The organism is uncultured Meiothermus sp., from assembly GCF_937863175.1.
Taxonomy (GTDB): Bacteria; Deinococcota; Deinococci; order Deinococcales; family Thermaceae; genus Meiothermus.
Window position 1 is genome coordinate 1 of record NZ_CALMCQ010000172.1, and the last position, 18,179, is coordinate 18,179.

The 18,179-nt window shown below is 60.6% G+C and carries 20 protein-coding genes and 2 pseudogenes; 9 read left to right on the forward strand and 13 right to left on the reverse strand.

The genetic code is table 11. From position 1 onward, the window contains the following. The 3 genes and pseudogenes from Q0288_RS06535 to Q0288_RS06545 all read right to left on the reverse strand — a co-directional run. Positions 1-600: pseudogene (locus tag Q0288_RS06535) on the reverse strand (sensor histidine kinase); the annotation flags it as partial. A 74-nt stretch (positions 601-674) separates the two neighbouring features. Beyond that, a complete protein-coding gene (locus Q0288_RS06540; protein ID WP_299428928.1) occupies positions 675-1,433 on the reverse strand; it encodes an RNA methyltransferase in 759 nt (252 codons plus the stop codon). A 179-nt stretch (positions 1,434-1,612) separates the two neighbouring features. Continuing rightward, positions 1,613-2,275 (reverse strand): TetR/AcrR family transcriptional regulator C-terminal domain-containing protein, encoded by a 663-nt coding sequence (locus tag Q0288_RS06545; protein WP_299428930.1) that lies wholly within the window; start codon positions 2,273-2,275, stop codon positions 1,613-1,615. A 105-nt stretch (positions 2,276-2,380) separates the two neighbouring features. Here Q0288_RS06545 and Q0288_RS06550 point away from each other — a divergent pair, with 105 nt between their 5' ends. Together Q0288_RS06550 and Q0288_RS06555 are read left to right on the forward strand one after the other, a co-directional pair. Continuing rightward, positions 2,381-3,421, forward strand: a complete 1,041-nt coding sequence (locus Q0288_RS06550) for an NAD(P)-dependent alcohol dehydrogenase (protein ID WP_299428932.1) — start codon at positions 2,381-2,383, stop codon at positions 3,419-3,421. A 127-nt stretch (positions 3,422-3,548) separates the two neighbouring features. After that, positions 3,549-3,995: an SRPBCC domain-containing protein gene (locus tag Q0288_RS06555; protein ID WP_299428934.1), complete on the forward strand. Its 447-nt coding sequence runs from the start codon at positions 3,549-3,551 to the stop codon at positions 3,993-3,995. Positions 3,996-4,020: 25 nt separating this feature from the next. Here Q0288_RS06555 and Q0288_RS06560 read toward each other — a convergent pair whose 3' ends face one another. Together Q0288_RS06560 and Q0288_RS18065 are read right to left on the reverse strand one after the other, a co-directional pair. Next, positions 4,021-4,584: a Uma2 family endonuclease gene (locus Q0288_RS06560; RefSeq protein ID WP_299428936.1), complete on the reverse strand. Its 564-nt coding sequence runs from the start codon at positions 4,582-4,584 to the stop codon at positions 4,021-4,023. A 110-nt stretch (positions 4,585-4,694) separates the two neighbouring features. After that, positions 4,695-4,877 carry a phage integrase N-terminal SAM-like domain-containing protein gene (locus tag Q0288_RS18065; RefSeq protein ID WP_366914731.1) on the reverse strand — a complete coding sequence of 61 codons (183 nt, stop codon included), beginning with the start codon at positions 4,875-4,877 and terminating at the stop codon, positions 4,695-4,697. Positions 4,878-6,025: 1,148 nt separating this feature from the next. Here Q0288_RS18065 and Q0288_RS06565 point away from each other — a divergent pair. The 5 genes from Q0288_RS06565 to speB all read left to right on the forward strand — a co-directional run bounded on the left by Q0288_RS06565 (position 6,026) and on the right by speB (position 8,800). After that, positions 6,026-6,397, forward strand: coding sequence for a VOC family protein (locus tag Q0288_RS06565; protein WP_299428938.1), 372 nt, complete (start codon positions 6,026-6,028; stop codon positions 6,395-6,397). A gap of 157 nt (positions 6,398-6,554) precedes the next feature. Beyond that, positions 6,555-6,923 (forward strand): VOC family protein, encoded by a 369-nt coding sequence (locus tag Q0288_RS06570; protein ID WP_299428940.1) that lies wholly within the window; start codon positions 6,555-6,557, stop codon positions 6,921-6,923. 46 nt (positions 6,924-6,969) lie between these two features. Then, the gene (locus Q0288_RS06575; protein ID WP_299428942.1) at positions 6,970-7,605 is read left to right on the forward strand and encodes a hypothetical protein; all 636 of its coding nucleotides are present in this window, start codon (positions 6,970-6,972) and stop codon (positions 7,603-7,605) included. Positions 7,606-7,626: 21 nt separating this feature from the next. Then, positions 7,627-7,830: a hypothetical protein gene (locus tag Q0288_RS06580; protein WP_299428944.1), complete on the forward strand. Its 204-nt coding sequence runs from the start codon at positions 7,627-7,629 to the stop codon at positions 7,828-7,830. A gap of 52 nt (positions 7,831-7,882) precedes the next feature. Next, positions 7,883-8,800, forward strand: a complete 918-nt coding sequence (gene speB, locus Q0288_RS06585; protein ID WP_299428946.1) for an agmatinase — start codon at positions 7,883-7,885, stop codon at positions 8,798-8,800. Positions 8,801-8,834: 34 nt separating this feature from the next. On the opposite strand, the gene Q0288_RS06590 is transcribed toward speB, so the two are convergent. Continuing rightward, a complete protein-coding gene (locus Q0288_RS06590; protein ID WP_299428947.1) occupies positions 8,835-9,056 on the reverse strand; it encodes a hypothetical protein in 222 nt (73 codons plus the stop codon). Between the two features lie 369 nt (positions 9,057-9,425). Between Q0288_RS06590 and Q0288_RS06595 the strand changes: the two genes are divergently transcribed. Continuing rightward, complete coding sequence (locus Q0288_RS06595; protein WP_299428949.1) at positions 9,426-10,295, forward strand: transposase; 870 nt, start codon at positions 9,426-9,428, stop codon at positions 10,293-10,295. Between the two features lie 90 nt (positions 10,296-10,385). On the opposite strand, the gene Q0288_RS06600 is transcribed toward Q0288_RS06595, so the two are convergent. From Q0288_RS06600 to hutU, 5 genes are read right to left on the reverse strand one after another with little or no spacing between them, the layout of a single operon-like run. Beyond that, complete coding sequence (locus Q0288_RS06600; protein WP_299428951.1) at positions 10,386-10,811, reverse strand: hypothetical protein; 426 nt, start codon at positions 10,809-10,811, stop codon at positions 10,386-10,388. Positions 10,812-10,870: 59 nt separating this feature from the next. Further along, the gene (locus Q0288_RS06605) at positions 10,871-11,665 is read right to left on the reverse strand and encodes an SDR family oxidoreductase (protein WP_299428953.1); all 795 of its coding nucleotides are present in this window, start codon (positions 11,663-11,665) and stop codon (positions 10,871-10,873) included. A 1-nt stretch (position 11,666) separates the two neighbouring features. Continuing rightward, positions 11,667-12,866: an imidazolonepropionase gene (gene hutI, locus Q0288_RS06610; protein WP_299428955.1), complete on the reverse strand. Its 1,200-nt coding sequence runs from the start codon at positions 12,864-12,866 to the stop codon at positions 11,667-11,669. After that, positions 12,863-13,834: a HEAT repeat domain-containing protein gene (locus Q0288_RS06615; protein ID WP_299428957.1), complete on the reverse strand. Its 972-nt coding sequence runs from the start codon at positions 13,832-13,834 to the stop codon at positions 12,863-12,865. The genes hutI and Q0288_RS06615 overlap by 4 nt, the downstream gene beginning before the upstream one ends. Position 13,835: 1 nt before the next feature. Beyond that, a complete protein-coding gene (gene hutU, locus Q0288_RS06620) occupies positions 13,836-15,482 on the reverse strand; it encodes a urocanate hydratase (RefSeq protein WP_299428959.1) in 1,647 nt (548 codons plus the stop codon). A gap of 154 nt (positions 15,483-15,636) precedes the next feature. Between hutU and hutH the strand changes: the two genes are divergently transcribed. Further along, positions 15,637-17,157 (forward strand): histidine ammonia-lyase, encoded by a 1,521-nt coding sequence (gene hutH, locus Q0288_RS06625; protein WP_299428961.1) that lies wholly within the window; start codon positions 15,637-15,639, stop codon positions 17,155-17,157. Between the two features lie 18 nt (positions 17,158-17,175). Here the strand turns inward: hutH and Q0288_RS06630 are convergent, their stop codons facing one another. Together Q0288_RS06630 and Q0288_RS06635 are read right to left on the reverse strand one after the other, a co-directional pair. After that, positions 17,176-17,961: a hypothetical protein gene (locus tag Q0288_RS06630; protein WP_299428963.1), complete on the reverse strand. Its 786-nt coding sequence runs from the start codon at positions 17,959-17,961 to the stop codon at positions 17,176-17,178. Between the two features lie 66 nt (positions 17,962-18,027). Continuing rightward, a pseudogene (locus Q0288_RS06635) lies at positions 18,028-18,179 on the reverse strand (dihydrodipicolinate synthase family protein); the annotation flags it as partial.

The following is an 18,179-nucleotide window of genomic DNA, read 5'->3' on the forward strand; positions in this document are numbered from 1 at the left end:
GGCCTGATCTACCTCGTAGAGCGTGAGCAGATCCCGGCTGCGTGAACGTACCGAGTCCAGCGCCCCGGCCAGTTCGGCCACCAGCACTTCCAGAAAACCCAGCTCCTCGGCGGAGAGGGGGCGGGGTAGGGCGACCTCGAGTCTCCCTGCCATTCCTGGCAAAGGCAGCCCATAAAGTTGCTGTGGCCCCGCCCTGAAACCCGGAGAGGTGGCCCGAACCCCCTCGAGGGTAAGGGAAGCCTCCATCCCCAGGGCTTGAGCCACCTCCAGTACCACGGAGGCCAGGGCTTGTTCCAAATTGTCGGCCACCGCGGCCCGCTTGAGTATGCCCCCAATGGCTGCCAGCCGTCGGTTGGCAGCCTCCAGGGCTTGTTGGGCCCGCTCGCGCTCCTGCACCTGCTGGGCAATCCACTCCAGGGTCATCCAGGTGACCAGGGGCCCCACCAGACCATAGAATCCCATGTTTAGCCAGAACGCCACCGGTTGGCCCAGGTAGGGCCGCAGTGAAAGTTCAAACAGCACCACTACCAGCATAATCAGCAGCGGCAGAAATAGCCGATACAGCTTAATCAGCCGATATAAGCTCGGCGTGGGCTCCATGTCTAACAGGTTATCGGGTTGCGGGTTGGCAGCCAAGCGCTGTCCAGGTAGGATCGGCAATCAGCCCTGATGCTCTAGGGTCGTTTGCCGTGTCGGGCATGCCAGCGGCTTTGATGCAAGAAACCCCGCAAGAACTGCACTTCGCCAGGGGTCAGGTCGGCTTTGTGGAGCAGCCGACGGAAGCGCCGAACCGCGTAGGGGAGGCGCTTTTCATCGGTAAAACCAATACCAAAGATGTATTCGCGCAGGTCGTCGAAGAGCTGCTCGAGGGCTTCTTGCTCGGCTAGCTGGGCTCTGGCGGGTTCGGGGGGGTCTAGTGCAGCGTTAAACACTTCGTAGCACAACAGCAGCACCGCCTGGGCCAGATTCAGGCTGGACTGCTTGGGGGAGGTGGGGATGCGCACGATCAGTTGGGAAAGGTCAATCTCGTCGGTCGTCAGACCCGAGGCCTCGCGGCCAAACACCAGCGCCACCTTGCCCTGCGGAGCCACCTGGGCTACCCGCTGGGCCATGTCTTTGGGGCCTACCACCGCTCCGGTATACATTTCGCGTTCCCGCACGGTAGTGCCCACCACCAGTCGGGCATCGGCCACGGCTGCAGGAAGGGATTCGACCACCTTCAAATGGTCCAGGATCTCCTCGGCGTGTACTGCCAGACGGTAGGCCAGCGAGCCGTCCTGGCGACGCTCCAGGTCTTGCCGCACCCGTGGTTCGGGGGCCACCAGCCGCAGGTCAGAAATGCCAAAGTTCTGTATGGCACGGGCGGCGGCGCCGATATTCATCGGTTCCTGACTTCCCACCAGCACCACCCGGATGTTCTTTAGCCAACTCATCGGCTCTAGACTATCGCACCCACCCCCGTCCATGGCTTAGGGCGAGGTGGCATATTTTCTGTTCTGGGCTGGCAATTCAAAACTTTGAAGTGGGTGCTGGGCGTTTATGCTAACGACGCAGCAAATAATGTTTCGCCAGGCTCCTCTGCCGCTGGCGCTGGAGGCACCGATCTTTTGACTCAGGACGGGTCACGCAGCCGCTCGAGCCCGTCCAGCACCATCTCGAGGCCAATCCCGAACTCTTCGGCGTAGTCATAGCCGGGCTTGAGTACATGTTCGACGGCCATCTCGACCAGGTAGGGATACTCCCCTGCCCCCACCTCGGCCATGATGCTGTCGGCGGTTGGGCCAGCCTCCTCGAAGGTGTTGAAGGGCAGGTTGAGCTGCTGCAAGACGAAGCCATAGATGTAGCTGTCTAAGAGCGAGTAGGCGTGAGCCGCCGCCGCGACCGAGAAGCCGTTCCTGCGGAAACACTCGAGTACCGCATTGTGGTGGTGCAGGGTGGCGGAGCCGGGCGAGGTGCGCGACTCCATCAGCCCCAGCGCCCAACGGTGGCGCACCAGGGCGGCCCTTGCGGAGAGGGCTCGAGCCCGAATCCGGTTTTTCCAGGCACCTCTGGCTGGTAGCTCGATCTCGGCAAAAACCAGATCAACCATCCCGTCCAACAGCCTATCTTTGTTGGCGAAGTGGTAATAAAGCGACATGGCCTCTACGCTCAATTCCTGGGACAGTCGGCGCATGGTGAGGGCCTGGATACCCTCCTGATCGGCGATCTCGAGGGCTTTCCGAAGCACCCCCTCACGACTTAAGCGGGCTCTGGGCAGGGGTTTTTCGCCAGGCATTTTCGTACTGTTTCTGGGCATTGGGCAGTTCCTCTATTGACAATCTTACAACGTAAGGTTAACCTTATTCCAGGGCCTTACAGTGTAAGGTAAGGGAGCTCAAAAATGAAAGTAACCGCCCAACAGAACACCCGCAAAGCTGATCGCCCGGCACAGCAAAGCACCATGAAGGCTGTCGTGCGCGAAATATATGGCCCACCCGAGGTTTTGCAGCTTACGGAACTGCCCAGACCCACCCCGAAGGACCACGAAGTACTGGTTAAGATTCATGCCACCACTGTCACTTCGGGAGACTGCCGCGTGCGTGGTCTGAAGGTGCCTGCCGGGTTCGGTCTCATCATTCGCCTGGCTATGGGGGTCGTGCGCCCGAGGCAGACCGTCCTGGGCAGCGAGTTTGCGGGTGAGGTCGAGGCTGTCGGCAAAAGCGTCACCCAATTCAGGGCGGGCGACCGGGTGTTCGGGATGAGCGGTACTGCCATGGGTGCACATGCCCAGTACAAGTGCGTAGCAGAGAAGGGTGCGCTGGCTCTTATCCCGCCCAACCTGAGCTTCGAGGAAGCGGCTGCCCTCCCGTTTGGCGGCACTACCGCGCTGGACTTCTTCCGACGGGGCGGGCTGAAAGCCGGGGACAAAATCCTGGTCAATGGAGCCTCCGGTGCGGTGGGGGTGGCTGCGGTGCAGCTTGCCCAGCACTTCGGCGCAGAGGTGACCGCAGTATGCAGCGGCGCGAACGCGGAGCTGGTGCGGTCGCTGGGGGCTCGCCGGGTGATTGATTACACCAGGGAAGATTTCACCGCCAGTGGAGAGGTCTACGATGTGATCGTGGACACCGTTGGCACGGCTCCGTTTGCCCGCAGCAAGCTTTCGCTCGGCAAGGGCGGGCGCTTGTTGCTGGTGCTGGCCACGTTGGGGCAGATGCTCCTGGCCCCCTGGGAGTCGGCAGTCAGTGGTAAAAAGGTGGTCGCCGGGCCAGCGACCGAGCGGGCCGAGGACGTGCGTCTACTGGCGAAACTGGCGCAAGAAGGCAGCCTGAGGCCGGTGATTGACCGCCGCTATGCGCTCGAGCAGATGGCCGAGGCCCACCGCTACGTGGAAACTGGGCGCAAGCGGGGGAGCGTAGCGGTCACGGTAAGCCACCACGGCTGAACCCGGCGCCCTCCGCCTTTGAAGATTCGTAACCAGAACGTCGCACACTCGTATTACCATTAGGGATGGCCGTGAAAACATGGTTACCAGGGTAGATTCTGGGTCGAAGTGGGTTTTGGCGCCTCCTATGGCGGTATATCGTGCATTTGCAGAGCCGGGTGCGATGGAGCGATGGCTCCCGCCCGACAACATGACCGGCCAGATGTTGCGCTTCGACTTCCGTGAAGGCGGCTCGTACCGGATGCGACTGGTCTACGCCGATCCGGGGCAGGGCAAGTCGGCGGAAGAATACGACGAGGTGGAAGTACGGCTGACCAGGCTCGAGGAGGGACAAAGAATCGAGCAGGAGGTAGTGTTCGAGAGCCAGGATCCCGCGTTCTCCGGCGTCATGCGCATGACCTGGATCTTCCAGCCCGCAGGTAAAGGAACGCAGGTGACGGTGCGCGCCGAGAACGTACCCGAGGGAGTCCGGTCAGAAGACCACCAGGTGGCTATGAACTCGTCCCTCGAGAAGCTGGCAAAGTATGTGGAGGGGTCAATACGCCGAGGCGGTGGGGGATATGAAGAGAGGTAAGACCGGTGAAGTAGGGCTCGAGGTCTCAGAACTCTATGCCCTTGTAGATTTCGTCCAGGCTCAGTGGGCGGTTGATGCAGGGCAGCTTGAGGGGTTTGCCATCGGCGGGCTCGAGGGTTTCGTAGCGCCAGGAGCTGTCGTCGAGGCGGCTGTACACCTCGACTAGCCTTTGGTTTTGGGAGATTAAGACATAAGCCTTAAGCGTGGGAATGGTTTTGTAGCTGTGCAACTTCTCTCCCCGGTCAATGCTCTCGGTGCTTTCTGAAAGCACCTCAACAACCCAGCAGGGGAAGCGCTTGAACCTCGAGCCGTCTGAGTTCTCCTGGCAAGTTAGGAATAAATCGGGGTAGTAGCCTTTATCGCTTGGGGTCTTTAGTACCATGTCGTTGATGAATAGGTCGCAACCTGCTTCCTCCGCAGCATCGAACACCAAGCGGTATAGGCGACCTGCAATGCGGTTGTGGTGGTCGCTTCCACCAGCCATTGCAAAGGTATAGCCGTCCACGAACTCATGGCGAATCTCAGAGCGTTTTTCAGACTCGAGGTATTGCTCAAACGTAGTCTGTTGAACCGGGTTGGCTCGAGGCATGACAAAATTATACGAGGTTTGGGAAAGAGGTTGTGAGGTGGGACTCGAGACCCTCCACAAGTACGCCGAGGCGTTGGGGTAGCAAAGCGAGGTACGCCTGGTGAAATACCCTACTCCCTAAGAACCGAGAAGGCTACATTTTGGGTGGAGGCCGAAACGCCCTTCTCGATCGCGAGGTGAGAGAGGTAGACCCTAATCCCGGCTGGCCCCAGTTGTGCAGGATGCCACTTGCCGTGGAACCTGATAAAATCTACAATGTAATGCAAGCACCAAGCTTCGGTTTTTCGGCTCATGGAAGCAACCGCATGGTTTTGCGCACCTGGTTTAGAAAAGGAGACGATTGAATGGAATACCGTTTCGGCCCCCCGGCTGCTGACACTGCGGTTTATCTCTCCCTCCGGAATGATCTCCCGCACGTGCGGTTTAATCAATAGTTAGGCACTTCGGACGCTCTTATGACTGACCGACCTCTGAGGAGCTGCGATGAGTGCAGGAGCTTGTTCTTTGCGGACGCGTCGCGCATGGATTCACTCTGTCCAGAGTGTGCGCATCTGCTTTACGGATACGAGCCATGTGTCCACACTTTTGTTGCCGGTCGTTGTTCGAGGTGTCACTGGGACGGCTCCGTTTCAGATTATTGTCGGACGCTCAAGGAAAGTTAGAGATGACGATTTCGTGGCATAACCAGGGCGGTGCAGCGAACGGCCTCTCCGCTGTCCGTTCGAGCGTCGCGGGAATTCGTGAGCGCGCCGTGCGCTCCACCGACGCCGAGGCCTCGTTGAGCTTGGTCGTTGGGCTGAACGAGTCCAGGCTCATCCGAACTAAATCGGAGGAAACCGTATGCCTACAAGAGCGAAAACTCAAGAAAGAGTGGTCGTCAATGGTGTCGGCTGGAAGAAGCCCTTGTCCATTGCCGCCGACAAGTACGAACAGGTCTCGAAGGCCATATTTGCGGTCCTGACTACCGAACCAATCCGGTTCACAGAGCTTGCGCGGCTCGTTGGGAAAAGGCTCCCGAATTTTGAAGGTTCTGTCTCCTGGTACACGGTCTCGGTTGCCCGTGAGCTGGAGGCGCAGGGCAAGATTGTTCGTCAAGACAGGCCAGTGCTCTACTCTAAGCCCGGCCGGTCGCGCTCCAAGGCACGATCAGTACGACCGGCCAAGACCAAGGCAGCAGTGCCTTCGCGTAGAGGGAAGGGTACCGCCTAACAACCGGTTGCAGCGGACTTGCCAACGCGCCGGCCCTCGAGGTGTGCCCTCATCGGCTGAGGTTCACTGAGGTGGCACGCCGCTGAACTCGAACGTTGCGCGGCAACTTGGGGCCGTACAGGCTTTCGACTCGATGCGAATACGGATGCGCACGACACCGTTTTCAGGGCTCGAATTCACGGGCGAGCATGTACAATGTATCGGCGCGACGAACCCGCCAAAGGAGCAAAGCATGGAACTTGGCACCTTTTCAATTAGCCTGGCCGTAAAGGATATCAAGGCTTCCAAGGCTTTTTACGAGAAGCTCGGTTTCGGGGTCTTCATGGGAGATGTTTCGCAGAACTGGCTGATCTTGAAGAATGGCGATCACGTCATTGGACTCTTTCAAGGGATGTTTGAGAAGAACATCCTGACCTTCAATCCTGGCTGGGACAGCAACGCGCGCAAACTCGGTGCGTTTACGGATGTACGCCAACTTCAGCGTCAGTTGAAGGCGCAAGGGGTAGAGTTCCAGACTGAAGCCGATGAAAGTACAGTAGGGCCTGCCAGTTTTGTCGTCGTAGACCCGGACGGAAACCCGATCCTGGTGGATCAGCATGTCTGAGCAGGATCCGCGGGACCGAGCATGGGGGTCAAGCCTAGATGTTGAGTGCCGCCCAACACGGCATGCACCTGAACCGCTGCGCTGGCTCTGCTCGCAGGCGGGCGGCCGAAGCCCGGCCTTCGGGCGCGTTCTAAGCTCCGCAGTGGGGAGGTAGTAAATGGCAACCGTTAGGTACATGGTCGGGGACGTGGAACAGGCCCTGCGGTTCTACACGGAGAAGCTTGGCTTCTCGTTAGTGGAGCGCTGGGGTCCCGCATTCGCAGTCATCGCTTTGGAGGATCTCACCCTTTGGGTCAGCGGACCTGATACCTCCGCCGCCCGGCCGATGCCGGATGGCCGTCGCCCAGAGCCGGGCGGGTGGAATCGCATTGTCATCCAAGTCCATGATATCCACGCGCTGGTCAAGACCCTGAGAGAGGCCGGCGTCCGTTTCAGGAACGAAATCATCACTGGTCCGGGAGGATCCCAGGTACTGATCGAAGACCCATCGGGCAATCCAATTGAGCTATTCCAGGAACCAGATTGAACTGAAGGCCGCAGTCTTGTGGTTCAGGGTATGCCATCCTATCACTATGGCACGATGGTTCATGTTGGGTTGCTCTGGCTTGTTGCTGTTTTTGGGGTTGGCGGGCTGGGCAGCCTACTCGTTCTTGATTCGCCCAGCCCAGACGCTGGTTAACGATTTTCGCCAGATCATTACGCTGGACAACACGGTGGAGCGGCAGACCGCCTATACACCGCCCGCCAATGCGCTGCTGAGCCGTGATCAGGTGCAGCGCTTTCTGGTGGTGCAGCGTAGCGTGAAGGAGCAGCTTGGGGAGCGCTACCAGCGGATTGAGGCCCGGCTTAACCAGTTAGCAAACCAGCAGGTGGGGCAGCTTACACTGGACTACCGCACTGCGCTGGACTTGTTCCGCGACTCGAGTTCGTTAATGCTGGATGCCAAGGGCATCCAGGTGCAGGCCCTCAACCTTCAGAACTTCTCGCCCCAGGAGTATGCCTGGGTGCGCTCACAGGTCTATGCCGCGCTGGGCTTCGGGGTGCCCAGCCTCAACCCGCAGGAAATCCTGCGTCAGATCGGCGGGGGCAATTTCAACCCCAGGGTGGATATGATCAAGCCCACCGCACCACCAGAAAATGTGCGACTGGTGGAACCTTTCCGCGCTGAGCTGGTGAGCTACTATCCGTTTACCTGGTTCGGGCTATAGCGCGGTTTGGGAAATGGTGGGATGATTGACTGGCATAGAGTGAAAGCTGCCGGTGGTGCTCGCGGTAAGCGCCCACGAGCCGGAAAAGGGCGTATCCTGGTTCCGCCCCGCCGGGTCGGCGACAGGAGTGTAAGCGCGACCCTGGACTCCGTGCCTTCCAGGGAAGAATCCTTCAAGCTCGAGGGGTTGCTTAATAGCCTGAAATACACCTTTGAGCGGGTCTAAAGCCCCCGGTGGCAACTCGATCCCGGTGAACCCGCAGACTGGAGCTATGGCAATGCGTTACACGGAACTGGCCTTTACCGGCCCGGCCACCTTTTTCAAAGCACCGCATAAGCCCCTTCTGGGCGACTGGCAAGCCGAGGTGGGACTTCTGGGCATCCCCTACGATTTTGCGGTGGGCTATCGCCCGGGAGCCCGCTTCGCCCCTAATGCACTGCGCGAGGCATCGGGCCGCTATGCACCGGGGCCGGAAGGCTACTTTGATTTTGAGTCCGAAAGCCACCGTTTCCAGAGCGTGACCCTGGTGGATGCGGGCGATGTAGACCCTGTCCAGCTCGAGTATCAGGAGTCTTTTCGCCGCATCACCGAGGCCGCCCGTGAGTTGCGCCAGCGGGTCAAGCTTCCGGTGCTGGTAGGGGGCGACCACTCGGTTAGCCATCCGATTCTGCGGGCCTACGACGACCTGGGCGAGTTCTGCGTGGTGCAGCTCGACGCACATCTGGACTACTCGGATAGCCGCAATGGCACCCGCTTCGCCAACAGCAGCCCTTTCCGCCGCGCGGTGGAGAATGTACCCGGACTGAAACACATCACGGCGATTGGATTGAGGGGTCTGAGAACCAACCCCGAAGCCTTCCATGCGGCAAAGTCCAGGGGCCATACCCTCATCAGCGCCAAAACCGTACGGCAGCGCCTGTCGTGGGTTTTGGAGCAACTGCCCAGAGGCAAAAAGGTCTACATCAGCTTCGATGCCGATGTGCTGGATCCTTCGATTTTGCCGGGTACGAGCAGTCCCGAAGTTGAAGGGCTGACTTATGGCGAGGCCATGCAGGTAGTAGCCGAGACCATTCGGCACAACGACCTGATTGGTTTTGACCTGGTGGAGCTTGCGCCCAGTCTGGATACCAGCGGCCTGAGCGCGTTGGTAGGTGCGCGATTGTTGGCCGAGGTATTGTGCTGCTGGTCGGGATAAAACGGCAAGAACCGTTTTCCGGGTGAAGTTCGGGCTATTGCTGTGAAGGGCCAAAGACCTTGAGTGCGTTATAAACCGAGTCTGCGGGCTGGTCTTCCCCGGGTTTGGGGCTCGAGGGCCAGTCGGCTTTTGCCCAGTCCACCTGGTGGGGTAAGGCGGAGGAGGTGGCTCGAGGACGGTAGTCGAAGCAGATCGGCCCGGTTCTGTTGGTGGCCCATACCGGCCTCCACTGCAACCGAACGTTTGTATGCTCCATACAGATCCTGTGGTGTGGGGATTCGGGCGGTTGCCGTGGAAGGCGCCGCAATTCACGGATCCGGAGGCGGCCAAGGGGCGGGTTTAAAACAAGAGATTGAACTACTCTGCAAAACAGGGTGCTAAAGAAGAACCGTGCTGTGAGTCCTAGGAAAGAACTTGGTCAGCACGGTACTTCTGTACGATGTCTGAAGTCGTACAAGACAGTTTACCGCGATGGGAACAAGGATATGTGTTGGGGCTGATGCAATCCGAATACAAAAGTCCCAGCGCCATAGCGGCCAGTGGGGTCCTAGGGTACAGCCCCAGTTATAGTGGTCGTCTGCTCAGACAAGAGGCCAACCCCCACCGCTCCAGTCGAGAGGCTCGTTTGCGGAAAGCACCCAGGGGGATGTACCTGGGAGTAGACCTGGTTCCCGTAGCACACCAGGGGTGCTGGATGGAGGGGGTGGATCGGGTCTACTCAAGTAGCGATAAAGCCCCAGTATGGGGTCATAACCTGCTGTCGTGTGGGCTGGTGCGGTATGGAGAAACCCCTTACCCCTTGAGTTTGGAAGGTTTCCCCACGCAGAGCATGAGTTCGGAGGTGTATCCCTACCGAACCCCAGGTGAGGCCCTGTGGGAGATCGTCGAGGTCATACGAAAGAACGGCTACAGCCTTGCGGGGGTGGTGTTTGATAACCAGTTTGCGGGCAAGGCTCACCTGGCCAAGCTCTATGGACAAGATGTGCCTTTCGTAGCTCGGGCCAGGCTGAATCAGAAGGTGGAGTTCGAGCAACAGCTACTGTCCATCCGGGCCTTGGGTGAAGAGTATCCACCCGGCAAGGTTCGCTACTACAAGCGTTTTGGCTGGTATGTCAAACGCCTCCAGATCACCTTAGCTGAGGTGGGGCCACTCGATATGCTCTTGATCTGGCTACCCCACAAGGAAGGTTTCAAGCTGATGGCCTTATTCTCCACCCTGGATAGGGGTATCCAGGAAGTCCTTGCAGCTTGGAAGGCCCGTTGGGATTTGGAGCGGGTACATCGTCTGCTCAAGCAGAACCTTGGCTTATCCAAATGCCTGGCTCGTTCCTTTGCTGCCCAACTCAAACATGCGGACCTTGCCATCGCTGCCCTACACCACATCCGGCAGCAAAAAAAACAATGTCCAGGCCTTTCTTGGCGTGCAGCACAGCACAAAGCTGCTGAAATACTCCAATCTCAGCTACTGACCGGGCTTTCTATCCTAGCAGCTTAGGTTTATCCCCTTCTTCCCCTTTTTTTTCCTTCAGTTCAATCTCTTGTTAAAAGCAAACCGTGCCGCAATCCGATGGCAGCCCGCCCTAAACTAGACCGTGTAGCGCTGGTTCCAGCTCTGGGGGAAGGTTAATCCGTTCCCATACACCATGCGGATCAGCTGCCCGTGGTGCTGAACCTCGTGCTCGAGTAGCGCAAAGGCCAGCTCGAGTTGGGAATCGCTCAATCCGGAGAAATCAATAAGGTTCAAGCGACCCTGGGTTGCTTCCAAAGCAGTAAGCACCAATTGCTTTACACCGGGCTCCACCAGGCTGCACGAGAACCCCTGCCAACCGCCTGCCTCGATGGCCCTGGTGTAGCTTTCCCTTGCGCCCACGATGCACCAGAGCTGGCCCGCGATGCGGTTGGAGGGCAGGTTGGGTAAGTCGAGTGCCAGGCTGGTTTCTTCGAGGTGCACCACCAGATCGCTGGTGAGTTGGAATGCGCCAAGGAGGCGGACTTTCAGCAGCCGATTCATGTTACTTCAACCAGTCTGTGCTGGGTAGTAAAAGTTCTGGTGCAGTCATACGGGTTGGGTTAGGCCGAGAGGACGCCGCCATCTACCGGAATTATACTCCCCTTGACATAGCTGGCCAGGTCGGTCGCCAGTACCAGAGCCATCCGGGCGACCTCATCGGGTTGGCCCGCCCGCCCGATGGGTAGGCGTTGCTGAAAATCGTAGCCCACTTTCAAGAGTCCCAGCCTCAACTGCAAGATCTGTCTGGCAACGGCCCTGGTTCCTTCGGTAACGATACCCCCTGGCAACAGCGCATTCACGCGGAAGCCGTGTTTGGCATATTCTTTGGCAAGTGCCCTGGTGAGGGCAATCACGCCAGCTTTGCTGGTGGTGTAGAGGGCCAGTCCATCCTTAAACGGCAGAATGGACTCAATAGTACCAATGTTGATGATGATTCCGCCGCGCCTGGCGCGTCGCGTAATCATCTCCTGGCACATCCAAAAAACCGAGTCGAGATTGACCTCCATCACCTTGCGGTAAAAAGCTTCATCCACCTCCGAGACCGGTTTTTCGGGATAAATGCCTGCGTTGTTGACCAGTATCTGGGGTTCGTTGCCGTCAAAAGAAGCCCATAGACTGGCAATAGAGGGCTTATCGGACAAGTCCAGAACGTGCGTTTGGATGTTGGTGGCGAGGCCAGACAGTTCTGCTGCGACATCTGCCAGCTTCGCGGCATTAATATCCACAAGATGCAGGGTGGCTCCGGCCTCGGCATACCGTCTGGCGATGGCTTTGCCGATGCCTGCGGCGGCTCCGGTGATTAAAGCTCGCTTGTCGCGCAGGGATAGGATTTGCTCGAGGGGGGGGTGGGTCATGCTAGGCTCCAGGGGTTTGTCGCAGGATGCTGCTGCCGTTTACGTACACAGCGTGAATGGGGTGGTCTCCCCAGTGATAGAGGGGCTTCAGTGCATGGGGCGAGTCCATCACCACAAAGTCGGCCCTGCTCCCGACCTCGAGCCTTCCCAGATCCCCTCTTCCCAGCGCGTTGGCAGCATGGGAAGTATGGGCCGTCAGGGCTTCTTCAGCCGTAAGGGGGCCTAAGCTGATGGCCAGTTGCATTCCCAGCCAGGGGCTAAAGAGTGGGCTGCTGCCCGGGTTGTGGTCGGTGGCGATGGCGACCTTTACCCCAGCATCCCACATCGCCCGGATGTTGGGGAACGGTTTGCGGAGGATGACCGCGGCCCCAGGAAGTACCGTGCCCACCGTGCCGCTGCTGGCCAGCGCCTGCCAGTCGTCGGGGGTGGTCTGCTCGAGGTGATCCGCCGACAGCGCCCCCAGCTCCGCCGCCAGCCGGGCAGCCCCGGTGTGGACAATCTGCTCGGCGTGGACTTTGGTCTTCAGGCCGTTAGCCAGGGCGGCCTCGAGGATTTTTCTGGTCTCGCTCAGGGTAAACGCCCCCTGGTCGCAGAATACATCTACCGCTTCGGCCAGGCCCGCCTGGGCCACCTCGGGGATCAGTTCTTGTGCGAACATCTGCACGTACTTCTGCCGCTCCCAGCCCCTGGGAACAACGTGGGCCAGCAGGGTAGGGAAGACGTGCTGGGGCAGGGTTTGTTTCAGCTTCTGAATGACCCGCAGCATCCGGAGTTCGGCCTGGGGCTCCAGGCCATAACCGCTTTTGATTTCCAGGGTGGTGACACCTGCCGCCAGGAACTTCTCAGCTCGGCCTCGAGCCTGCGCGTACAGCTCCTCTTCAGAAGCCGCATCGGTCGCCCGTACGGTTGAATAAATCCCTCCCCCCGCCGCCAGAATCGCCTCGTAGCTTTCCCCTCTGGCCCGACGCAGATACTCGTCCAGCCGGTCGCCGCCATAGACCAGGTGGGTGTGAGCGTCCACGATGCCGGGCACCACCCCGCGCCCTCCCAGGTCGAAGCGTTCCCAGGTGCGGTACCGGTCGGGCAGGTCGGTTTCCTGGCCCACCCAGACCAGCCACCCGTTTTCCAGCGCGAGGGCGGCCTGCTGCAGGCGCACCCTGGGCGTGTACAGCTCGGAGATTCCCCCAAAGATGCGATTCACAGCAGGGCCTCGAGCTCGGCCCGCAGGGCGGGGTTGGGGTTTTGCGCGATGGCTCGCAGGGCGCGCTGGCGGAGATCGGCTTCACCCAGCCTTGGGCCGACCACAGCCAGAACAGCCGTGGCGTCGGAGCGGTTGTCTATTGCGAGTAGCCCAAATAAAAACTCCAGTGCCAAAGGGGTGGGCGAACTGGCCAGTGCAGCCATGACCGCTTTGCGTGAGCGGGCGTCAGCCAGGGCCTTCCACTCCGCAGTCGCAGACCCGACCGCTTCGGGCAGGCTGGAGGCGGCCAGGGCGCAGTGGGCCTCGAGGCGAAACGCGGCATCTGCGTGGCTCAGTAGCTCACGAATGAAGGGCACCGCCCGGGCTCGAGCAAGATGCAATAGCCCGTCCAGACAGGCTCCAATCACCCTGGGCTCGGGATCTCCCAGCAATACCCGCAGCTTGAGCAGCGGTGCGCCGTAGGGGTAGCCCAGGTTCGCTACGGCTTGCGCGGCCCCGGCCCGCACATTCCAGGCCGGGTCGGCCAGCAGCCGCACCAGTTCGTCCATAGCCTGGTCGTTGGAAACGCTGGGGCAGTCCGCCAGCGCCAGTGCCGAGAGCGCCCGCAACGACGGGGCGCTATCCTCCTGGCCGCCCCAGACCGGCTCCATCTGCACACAGCGGCAGCCCAGCAGGTAGACCTCGGGGTGGGGCCAGCCCAGGGTTTGCAGGGCTTTGACCAGCGCCAGCTTGCCCCAGCACTGGGGGTCGGTATCGGCGCCGCCTTCCAGCAGCCGCTTAAACGCCCCTGCCAGTGCAGGTTGCTGGTCGAGCAATCCCCACTCTGCGACCAGGTCGGCTGCCCTGGCAACCACAACGCCCTGTTCTCTGCTCAGGATGGATTCCAGCGTCTGGAGGGTGGTACGGGTGGGCTGGCCTCTGCGCAGGTTGGCGATCTGGGTGAGTTTTTGCTCGAGCCGTTTCGCCACCTCAGCGCTCCCATCCAGCTAAGTCCAGGCCCCGTTGGTGGGCCACCTGCTTCGCCTCCTCGTAGCCCGCGTGAGCATGGCGCATCACCCCGGTGCCAGGGTCGTTGGTGAGAACCCGCTCGAGGCGGTAGGCCGCCTCCTCTGAGCCGTCGGCTACCGTGACCTGCCCGGCATGGAGGGAGTAGCCCATCCCCACCCCGCCGCCGTGGTGGAAGCTGACCCAGGCCGCCCCCGAGACCGCGTTCAGGGCAAAGTTCAGGAGGGGCCAGTCGGCCACCGCGTCGGAGCTGTCCCGCATGGACTCGGTCTCGCGGTAGGGCGAGGCCACACTTCCGGCGTCGAGGTGATCCCGCCCGATCACGATGGGGGCCTCCACCTCGCCCCGCTGCACCATCTCGTTGAAGATCAGCCCGGCCCGGTCACGCTCCTTATACCCCAGCCAGCAGATGCGGGCGGGCAGGCCCTGGAACTTGAACTTCTTCACCCCCTCGGCCAGCCAGCGGTGCAGGCCGGCGTCGTCGGGGAAGAGCTTGAGCATGGCCTGGTCGGTTTTGTAGATGTCTTCGGGCCTGCCCGAGAGTGCCACCCAGCGGAAGGGGCCGCGCCCTGTGCAAAACTGGTCGCGGATAAAGGCCGGTACAAATCCGGGGTAGCTGAAGGCATGGGCAAAGCCACCCTCTAATGCGAAAGCCCGCAGATTGTTGCCGTAGTCAAAAGCCACGGCCCCTTGCTGCTGCATCTCCACAATTGCGCGGCAGTGGGCAGCCATATCGTGCAGCACCCGCTTTCGGTACTCTTTGGGGTCGGTCTGGCGTAGCGCCTGGGGGTCTTCGTCGGCTTGCAGAATGGGGATGTAGCCATACAGGGGGTCGTGGGCGCTGGTCTGGTCGGTGACCAGCTCGGGAATGAACCCCCGCTGCACCATCTCCGGCAGCACTTCGGCGGTGTTGCCCAACAGGCCGATCGAGAGGGGTTGCCCTTTGCGCTTAGCCTCCTCTGCCAGCCTCAGGGCTTCGTCCAGGGTCTCGGCCCGCACGTCGAGGTAGGCGGTGTCCAGGCGTCTTTGAATCCGGTCGGAATTTACCTCTACGCAGACTGCCACACCACCACACAGGGTTACCGCCAGGGGCTGCGCCCCGCCCATGCCGCCCAGTCCGCCCGTGACGGTGATGGTGCCCTGAAGCGAGCCGCCGAAATGCTTGCGAGCGGCAGCCGCAAAGGTCTCGTAGGTGCCCTGCAAAATCCCCTGGGTGCCGATGTAAATCCAGCTTCCGGCGGTCATCTGGCCGTACATCATCAAGCCCAGCCGATCCAGCCGGTCGAACTCCTCCCAGGTGGCCCACTTTGGCACCAGGTTGGAGTTGGCCAGAATGACCCGTGGAGCCAGGGGCTGCGTGCGAAACACCCCCACCGCCCGGCCCGACTGCACCAGCAGGGTCTCGTCGTTCTCGAGGCGTTCCAACACCGCCAGGATGCGCTGCAAATCCTCAGGGCTACGGGCGGCCTTGCCGCGCCCACCATACACGATCAGTTCTTCGGGCTGCTCGGCCACCTCGGCGTCGAGGTTGTTGAGAAGCATCCGCCTGGCGGCTTCCTGAATCCAGCCTCTGGCGTTGCGATGGGGGCCTCGGGGGGCGCGGTAACTCATGGTAAACTCCTTTCATCGACCAGGCTGTTTTTGTAGTGCTGGGTTCACCAGGTTTGCCCAGCCTTAAGATGCGAGCAGACCGGCTGGTTCACCAGGTATCCTCGAGGCTGTGTATACAGCCTGTACAGGGCCCGGGTCAAGGGAGATTTTAGATATGGTCGAACTCGATAATGGTCTGAGTCTGGAAGTATTCAAACAGATAGTGCGCGAAGGCAGGCCGGTCAGGCTGGCTGGTACCGCCAGGGAGCGGATAGCAGACTGCCGCGCTTTTGTGGAAGAACTGGTTGAACGGGGTGAGCCAGTCTACGGACTCAACACCGGCTTTGGCAAACTGTCTAGCCTGCGGGTTGAGTCCAGAGATCTGAAGCTGCTCCAGCGCAATCTGCTGCTTTCTCATGCCATTGGGGTGGGGGAGCCATTTCCCGCCGAGGTGGTACGGGGCATGCTGTTGCTACGGGCCCAGAGCCTGGCCATGGGCTATTCGGGGGTTCGCGAGCTAGTGGTGGACTACCTGCTCGAGTTCCTCAACCAGGGCATTACCCCGGTGGTGCCCTCGCAGGGCTCGGTAGGGGCCTCGGGCGACCTGGCCCCCCTGGCACACATGTGTCTGCCGCTGCTGGGCGAGGGCGAAGTTGTGTACCAGGGACAGACTCGGCCTGCGGGGGAGGTACTGCGGGGGGTGGGCCTGGATCTCCTCGAGCTCGAGGCCAAAGAAGGGCTGGCCCTGATCAACGGCACCCAGGCCATGACGGCACTGCTGGCCTTGTTGTTGCTCGATAGCGATGTTCTGCTCAAGACTGCCGATATTGCAGTAGCGATGAGCGTGGAAGCCCTCAAGGGCAGCCACCGGCCCTTCGACCAGGCCGTAACCCATCTGCGGCCGCATCCCGGCATGGCGGCCACCAGCGCCAATGTGCGGCGGCTGCTGCAAGACTCCGAAATCATGCACTCGCATATAGACTGCGACAAGGTGCAGGATGCCTACTCGTTGCGGGCGGCCCCCCAGGTGCATGGGGCCAGCCGCGATGCCATCGCCCACGTGCGGGAGGTGGTGCTGCGGGAGATGCAGAGCGTGACCGATAACCCCTTGATTTTCCCTGATGAAAAACGCACCATCTCCGCCGGTAACTTTCACGGCCAGCCTCTGGCCCTGACCGCCGATTATGCGGGTATTGCTCTGGCAGAACTGGCCAGTATCTCCGAGCGGCGCATCGAGCAGATGCTTAACCCAGCGCTTTCGGGCCTGCCAGCCTTTTTGGCAGTAGGCAGCGGGCTAAACTCTGGCCTGATGATTAGCCAGTATACCGCTGCAGCCCTGGTCAGCGAGAACAAGGTGCTGTCCCATCCGGCCTCAGTGGACTCGATTCCCACCAGTGCCAACCAGGAAGACCACGTTTCGATGGGAACTATAGGCTGCCGCAAGGCCCGGTTCATCTTCGAGAACACCCTCTGGGTGCTGGCCATTGAACTGGCTTCGGCGGCCCAGGCCCTGGATTTTCACGCCCCGCTCCGACCGGGCAGGGGGGTCGAGGCAGTCTGGAGGCGGATCCGGCAGGAGGTGCCCCATCTGGATAGGGATCGCTACTTGAAGCCCGAACTCCAGCGTATCTGCGAGCTGATCCGTTCGGGTGAGCTGGTGACGGTGGCCGAACAAGCGGTGGGTGCCTTGCACTGACCGCACTTTTCCAGCGAGCTAACGCAAAACGCCCTGCAACACCTGGGCCACCGGACGATCCAGGATACCGGGAATACGGGCATTAAGCCCCAAATCCACACTCAGACCCCCCAGTCCCGGCAGTCCCGACAGGCCCAGGCGTTGTTCGCTGCGGCTACGCCCACCCGGAGGGAGCCCCAGATTAAAAACGCTCTCGGTCAGGCTGCGTCCGCCGACCAGAATGCGCAGGGGGCCCTCCAGGGTGAATCCGATGGGATTGGGGTTTTCCACTTCCAGAACCAGCCGGATGGCCAGCCCATCGAGGCGAATCTCTACAATGCGGATGGTCGGAAGTCGAAAGGCAAACTGGATGCGCACCTCGCGGTCTAACAGCACAACTGGCCCCATCGGAACCACGGCTGGGCCGAGTTGAACCCGCAACTCACCCAGCAACCGCAAGCGGGTACTGTGCCCACTTACCAGGCTGGCCAGGGCCCGGGTGCCTTCTACGATGGGAACCACCAGGCGGGTCTGGGTTTCGCGGCTGGCGCCTGAGGGAATTTCGAGGGCAGGCAGGGTCAGGCGAAACGGCGAACCGCCCAATTCCGCCGTCAGGGTAGTGTCCAGCAAGGGCAGGGTGAAGGAGTTGGTGTTGGTCAGGCGCAGGCGAACGTCAAATTCACCCCGCCCACTGAAAGGGTCTATGGAGACCAGGTTGAATTGTACTAGCTCCACCTGGGGGGCTTGCGGCCTAACGGCTTGTGGCACACAAGCACCCAGTATCAAGGCCAGTCCAAACAGCACCAACCGGGAGAATCGCTTCATGGTCTCCTCGAGGCCGAGCTTACCCGGTCTGCCTCCGCCAAACCCACCCATCTCCTTTAGAAGGTCTTAACCAACGGTCCAGCCCCGCGCCCTGAACTCTTCCAGGAGTGGTTTGAAGGCGGGCCAGACCGGGCTTTCGCTGGGATAAGGAGGACGGGGGTATCCCCCTGGGTGACCCAGATGGCGGAAAGCTTGCTTTAGCAGCACAAAGCCCCCCT

What these genes read in the sequence shown, in the direction of transcription:
- Q0288_RS06555 (WP_299428934.1), top strand. Translation starts at nt 3,549, where the DNA reads ATGGCGGTATATCGTGCATTTGCAGAGCCGGGTGCGATGGAGCGATGG.
- Q0288_RS06575 (WP_299428942.1), top strand. Translation starts at nt 6,970, where the DNA reads ATGGCACGATGGTTCATGTTGGGTTGCTCTGGCTTGTTGCTGTTTTTG.
- Q0288_RS06545 (WP_299428930.1), bottom strand. Translation starts at nt 2,275, where the DNA reads ATGCCTGGCGAAAAACCCCTGCCCAGAGCCCGCTTAAGTCGTGAGGGG.
- hutU (WP_299428959.1), bottom strand. Translation starts at nt 15,482, where the DNA reads ATGAGTTACCGCGCCCCCCGAGGCCCCCATCGCAACGCCAGAGGCTGG.
- Q0288_RS06600 (WP_299428951.1), bottom strand. Translation starts at nt 10,811, where the DNA reads ATGAATCGGCTGCTGAAAGTCCGCCTCCTTGGCGCATTCCAACTCACC.
- Q0288_RS06590 (WP_299428947.1), bottom strand. Translation starts at nt 9,056, where the DNA reads ATGGAGCATACAAACGTTCGGTTGCAGTGGAGGCCGGTATGGGCCACC.
- hutH (WP_299428961.1), top strand. Translation starts at nt 15,637, where the DNA reads ATGGTCGAACTCGATAATGGTCTGAGTCTGGAAGTATTCAAACAGATA.
- Q0288_RS06540 (WP_299428928.1), bottom strand. Translation starts at nt 1,433, where the DNA reads ATGAGTTGGCTAAAGAACATCCGGGTGGTGCTGGTGGGAAGTCAGGAA.
- Q0288_RS06550 (WP_299428932.1), top strand. Translation starts at nt 2,381, where the DNA reads ATGAAAGTAACCGCCCAACAGAACACCCGCAAAGCTGATCGCCCGGCA.
- Q0288_RS18065 (WP_366914731.1), bottom strand. Translation starts at nt 4,877, where the DNA reads ATGAGCCGAAAAACCGAAGCTTGGTGCTTGCATTACATTGTAGATTTT.
- Q0288_RS06580 (WP_299428944.1), top strand. Translation starts at nt 7,627, where the DNA reads ATGATTGACTGGCATAGAGTGAAAGCTGCCGGTGGTGCTCGCGGTAAG.
- Q0288_RS06605 (WP_299428953.1), bottom strand. Translation starts at nt 11,665, where the DNA reads ATGACCCACCCCCCCCTCGAGCAAATCCTATCCCTGCGCGACAAGCGA.
- Q0288_RS06560 (WP_299428936.1), bottom strand. Translation starts at nt 4,584, where the DNA reads ATGCCTCGAGCCAACCCGGTTCAACAGACTACGTTTGAGCAATACCTC.
- Q0288_RS06565 (WP_299428938.1), top strand. Translation starts at nt 6,026, where the DNA reads ATGGAACTTGGCACCTTTTCAATTAGCCTGGCCGTAAAGGATATCAAG.
- speB (WP_299428946.1), top strand. Translation starts at nt 7,883, where the DNA reads ATGCGTTACACGGAACTGGCCTTTACCGGCCCGGCCACCTTTTTCAAA.
- Q0288_RS06570 (WP_299428940.1), top strand. Translation starts at nt 6,555, where the DNA reads ATGGCAACCGTTAGGTACATGGTCGGGGACGTGGAACAGGCCCTGCGG.
- Q0288_RS06630 (WP_299428963.1), bottom strand. Translation starts at nt 17,961, where the DNA reads ATGAAGCGATTCTCCCGGTTGGTGCTGTTTGGACTGGCCTTGATACTG.